This window comes from Actinoalloteichus spitiensis RMV-1378, assembly GCF_000239155.1.
Lineage (GTDB): Bacteria > Actinomycetota > Actinomycetes > Mycobacteriales > Pseudonocardiaceae > Actinoalloteichus_B > Actinoalloteichus_B spitiensis.
The window spans coordinates 1-5,144 of the sequence record NZ_AGVX02000053.1; the positions used below are offsets into that span (position 1 = coordinate 1).

Annotated in this window: 4 protein-coding genes; 2 read left to right on the forward strand and 2 right to left on the reverse strand. The window is 72.7% G+C overall.

The features are described from left to right. Positions 1-185: 185 nt before the first annotated feature. Positions 186-1,088 carry an aminoglycoside phosphotransferase family protein gene (locus ACTIDRAF_RS0202835; RefSeq protein WP_016697207.1) on the reverse strand — a complete coding sequence of 301 codons (903 nt, stop codon included), beginning with the start codon at positions 1,086-1,088 and terminating at the stop codon, positions 186-188. Between the two features lie 451 nt (positions 1,089-1,539). Next, the gene (locus tag ACTIDRAF_RS0202840; protein ID WP_016697208.1) at positions 1,540-2,373 is read right to left on the reverse strand and encodes an arylamine N-acetyltransferase family protein; all 834 of its coding nucleotides are present in this window, start codon (positions 2,371-2,373) and stop codon (positions 1,540-1,542) included. Between the two features lie 558 nt (positions 2,374-2,931). Here ACTIDRAF_RS0202840 and ACTIDRAF_RS0202845 point away from each other — a divergent pair. Then, a complete protein-coding gene (locus tag ACTIDRAF_RS0202845; RefSeq protein WP_026065712.1) occupies positions 2,932-4,185 on the forward strand; it encodes an MFS transporter in 1,254 nt (417 codons plus the stop codon). A 239-nt stretch (positions 4,186-4,424) separates the two neighbouring features. Continuing rightward, positions 4,425-5,090, forward strand: a complete 666-nt coding sequence (locus ACTIDRAF_RS26945) for an LmbU family transcriptional regulator (RefSeq protein WP_245533425.1) — start codon at positions 4,425-4,427, stop codon at positions 5,088-5,090. Positions 5,091-5,144 lie beyond the last annotated feature (54 nt).

Consider the following 5,144-nt stretch of genomic DNA (forward strand, 5'->3'; position numbering starts at 1 on the left):
TGGGCGGCCGCCCTCCCGGCGGGCCGGGTGGGTCGGCGGGTCCCGCGAGCCGGGGCGCGACCGGTCCCGGTGCCACGCCAGGCGCGGCCGGGCGGGCCGGGGCGGCGCCGACCGGCCGGGGACGGGACACGGAGCTCGGTCGGTTCGGGTCGCGGGTACCGGACGCGAACCGGTCGCTTCCGCTCCTAGGGCCGACCGCCTCGCAGGACACGGTGGAGCGCCGCCCGGCCCACGGGTCCCCACGTCGGCTTGCCACCAGGAAGGCCCCGGTCACCGTTCTGGCCCATGAGCATGAGGAACAGGCTCTTCAGGGCCGCCAGCCCTCGGGCGCGCCGGATCGTCCCCGCGTCCGCCCGCGCGTACGCCTCGAAGAAGGCCGGGGCGGCGCCGGCGGGGAGCAGGACCCACGCGGCCGCGAGGTCCCACGCCGGATCGCCCGAGAACATGTCACCGAAGTCGACGACACCCGAGAGGGTTCCCTCCGAGACGACGACGTTCGCGGGGTGGAGATCGCCGTGCACCCAGAGCGGCGGGCCCTCCCACTCCGGTGCGGCGACGGCGTCGTCCCAGACCGCCCGGACGTCGTCGGCGAGGTCATCGGGGACCACGGCGCGGAAGAAGCCGTCGAACCCGTCCGCGCACTCCTTGGGGTGCCCGCCTCGGTCCTCACTGGTCGGCCCGTCCTCCGGGGCCTCCACGTGCAGGGCCGCGAGGAAGGCGGCCAGGGTGCCGGCGGCGTGGTCGCTTCGGCTGAGGGACGTGCGGTCCAGTGGCTCGCCGGGGACCCACGTCATGACGGCCCAGGGCTTCGAGAAGCGCGCGGACGGTTCACCGGTCCGGACCGGCTCGGGGACCGGAAGCGGCAGGCGCGGGGCCAGGACGGGCAGCCACCGGCACTCCTTGCGCAGGAGGTCCGGGGCGGCTCGAGTGCGCGGCATGCGGACGGCCAAGGCGTCCCCGAGCCGCCACATCTGGTTTCCCCACCCACCCGCCACCGCACGGATGGGCAGTCCCGCCAGGTCCGGGTGCTGTTCCCGCAGCAGGTCGTGGACGAGGTCCTCGGTGATCTCGGCCCCGGGGTCGGTCATGCCGAACCACGCTACCGGGCGCGGTCCCGCCGCCGGCGCGGCGAGCGCGGAGCACGTGGTGGGGGCACGGCGCCGTCCCTGTGGGCGGGACGGCGCCCGGGGCTTGCCGGGGGCGGTCGCGCCGCTCGGGCGCGGCGGTGGCGTCGACCGTCCCGAGGGCCGCGGTCCGGGCGGGGCGGTCGCCGGAGGGCACCGGAGAACGTGCCCGCCCCGGGTCGACCTGGAGACGCCGAACGACCGGGCGTTCGAGCCGGCGGTGGATTCCGGCCCCGTCGGCGGTACCCGCGCGTGTCGGCCAGCCGGTCGGCGCCGGAGGCCGACCCGGCGCGTGCCGCCGGCACGCGGCGGACTCCCGGCTCCGGGCCTCCCTGCTGCCCCACCACGTTCGGCTCGCGCCACCGGGGTCGGCGTGGCGCGACCGTGGAGGGGAAGGGTGGCGTGGCCGGGTGTCTCAGTCCTCGACCTCGCCCGGGCCGGCGTAACGTTCCACGACTCCCGCCAACTCCTCCGGTTCCAACACCACGTCCAGCTCGCGGAGGAGCCCGTCGAGTTCGCCGGGGGCGATGCGGCGTTCCTCGCGGGTCCCGTCGGGGGTCTCCACGGTGTACAGGTCGCCGACGAGCCGCCGCATGAGTCCCACCTCGGTGCGCATCACGACCAGGCGGTAGGTGAACGGGGACTTCGGGTGGGTGGCGACGTAGTGGTTGGCGACGACGTAGTCGATGGGCAGTTGCGGTGTGTCGCCGAGCGCGTGCATCGACTCCCAGCCCTCGTCCGTTCGCTTGCTGAGGACCCACATCCCCTGCTCCCGGGTGATCCGTTGCGTCCAGCCGCCCTGGTCGACGACGCTGCCGTGCCGCAGCGGCAGGGGGCGCAGCACTCCGGCGCCGAAGCCGACCTCCGCCAGGTACGAGGTGTGGCCGAACCGGACCGACAGCGACAGGTGGGTCCGGGGCCCCCGGTCGAGGGCGGGGACGCGGGCCGCCAGCCGGGTCACCGAGTAGCCGAGGCGCTCGAGGGCGGCGGCGAAGAGCAGCGCGTGTTCGAAGCAGTAGCCGCCTCGCCGGCGGTGGACGAGTTTGTCGGTGATCGAGGGCAGGTCGAGTGCCGGCGACCTGCCCAACAGGGGCTCGACGTTCTCGAAGGGGATGGTGCTGACGTGGGCCTCGTGGAGTGCGGCCAGTGCGGTGGGGGACGGTTCGGCGGGCGCCTGCCCGATCCGCGCGAGGTAGGCGTCGAGGTCCAGCTCGGAGGTGTTCCACGGGTCGATCGGCTCGGTGGTCATGGGATGAACCCTTCACCCTCAACCATAGTTGAGGTCAACTCCTCGTTCGCCGAGACCGGCGGGCCCACCGGGAGGCCAGGACGGGTCGGCCGACCGCGCCAGACCGGGGCGGGTCGGTCCCGTGGGGTTCGCCGGCGTGCGCGGAGCCCGGCTACCGAGACTGGGCCCTCCGGGGCAGCGCGCACCTCCGGCCGGTCCAGCGGAGCCGACGCCCACTGGTCCGAACGGGGGCCGGGTGGCGGCCGTGCGGAACAATTCCCGCCGGCCCCCTCCGCGCATTGCCACTCGATTCCGCACCCGCCCCAACCGGGATCCGAACACCGGCCGCGAAGAAGGGGGCCGATCCGAATACGGCCAGCGCCGACACACGGTGGCACCACGAGGGAGGGGCTCCCGGCACGAACACCAACCGGCTGGACCAATGCCCGAACAAAGCGCCGACATCCGGAGAGCACGTCCTTATCGCACAAGCCGCCGGATCGGAGTACGCGATTTGACGGACCGCGAGACCACCATTTCCTGACCACTGTGGATGAACGATCGTGTTAGCATCCGCCCATGCCAGTAGCCACGGGACCATCACGCTCGTTAGGCCGTCGCTTCTGGAACTTCTGGTCAGCGTCATTCACGTCCAACCTGACCGACGGCATCGCGATGATCGCGCTGCCCTGGATCGCCACCCACCTCACCGACAGTCCGGTGCTCATCACGCTGGTGGCGAGCGCGGGGCGGGCTCCCTGGTTGTTGCTGGCCCTCCCGGCGGGTGTCCTCGTCGACCGGTTCCCCCGGCTCGACCTGATGCTCGTGGCCAACGGCACCCGGGTGGTGCTGTGGGCGGTCCTCGCCGCGTTGATGGCGACCGGCCTGGTCACGATCCCCGTCCTCATCCTGATCGCGTTCGGACTGGGGATCATGGAGGTCCTCTACGACACGGCGGCCGAGAGCGCCGTGCCCGCCCTGGTGAGCAGGGACAACCTGGAACGGGCGAACGGCCACCTGCGGACGGCGGAGATCTCCGCCCAGGAGTTCATCGGCCGCCCGGTCGGTGGTTTCGTGATCACCCTCGGTCTCGCCGTTCCGCTGCTGCTCAACGCCGTGGCCACCGCCGTCTCGGCGACCCTGCTGGCCTTCCTCAGCCGCCGCGAACGCCGGCTGAACGCCGGGGAACGCCGTGCCGCCGACCGGCCGGCCTGGCGGGACATCGGGGTGGGGGTCACCACGATCTGGCGCGACCCCCTGCTGCGCCGGCTGGTGCTGGGCACGGTCGTCTTCAACGGCCTGTACTCGATGGTGCTGTCCACCCAGGTGCTGTTCGCGCAGAACACGCTGGCGCTGGGATCGGTGGGGTTCGGTCTGCTCATGGTCGCCACCGCCGTCGGAGGGGTGGCGGGGGGACAGCTCAGCGGCTGGGTGGCGGCTCGACTGCCCCGGGGCTCGATGCCCATGATCAGCCTCCTCGGCGCCGGGTGCTGTTTCCTGCTGATGGCGCTGTTCCCCGTCGTGCCGGTGGCGATGGCCGCCTACCTGGTGTCGAGCGCGTTCGTCCTGACCTACTCGGTGGCGGTCATCTCCATCCGGCAACGCATCACCCCGAGCGAGATCCTGGGCCGGGTGAACGCCGCCGCGCGGACCGCCTCCTGGGGAGTCGCGGCCTTCGGCATGGTCGGTGGCGGGGTGGTCGTCGCCTTCGCCGAACGTTTCCTGACCGTCGAGGACGCCCCCCGCATCCCGTTCGTGCTGACGGCGCTCGGGGCGTTCGGCATCGTCCTCCTCGTCGGCAGATCGACCACGCGGCTCGCCCGCGAACACTGACCGGTCGGGCACGGGTTCCCGGACGAACACCACGCACGCTCGGCCACGGCCGAGTCGGTTGACGGCGCCCGCGCACGGCCTGGGGCAGGCCGGCGACCGGCGCGAGGAGGAGGAGAAGGACGAACGACACGACACCGTGACATGGGGGCCGGGGCCACCCGGAGACAGGGACGACCGGAACCGCGGACGCGGGGGGAACCAACCAGACGCCCGGAATCGTGAGGGAACGGATGGACGGCGTGACGACAGTGCCAGACCCGGAACGGACCGCGACGGCAGCAGAACTGACCCCTCAGGAACCACCCCAGCGGAAGGCACACGGGTGGCGGACCTTTCTGGCCTTGGACGACCACATCGGTATCGACGAGTGGGTACGAATAGGCCGACGGATCTTCGCGGTGGCGGAATCCTCGTCGTGGTGGTTGGGAGACTGGCTCCTCTACGGCCAGGTGAAGTACCCGGACCGGTACCACCGAGCCATTGTGGAGACTGATCTGGACTACCAGACGCTCCGCAACTACGCATGGGTCGCGGGGAAGTTCCCCACCCACCGGCGCCGCGCCGAACTCAGTTTCCAACACCACGCCGAAGTCGCCGCGCTTCCCCCGGAGGAACAGGACCGGTGGTTGGAGCGGGCGGAGCGCCATTCCTGGTCCCGCAACCAACTCCGCAACCGGCTGCGGGCCGCGCGGAGCGTCACCCGGGGGTCGGGCAAGCCCAGCGCGGTGCGGATCGCGGTGAACGCGGATCCCACGCAGCGGCGGGCGTGGGAGGAGGCGGCCGCCCGGGCCAGCAGCGACCTGGAGAAGTGGATCGCGGCGGTCCTCGACCAGGCCGCGGGGCGGGAGTTGACCAGAGGGGACGCCAACGCGGCGGTGGCCCTCGACAGCCGCACCGTCGGGTGAGCCACGCGGGGACGCCTCCCCGGCCCTGACGCGGTCCCACCCGCACCCGGCCCA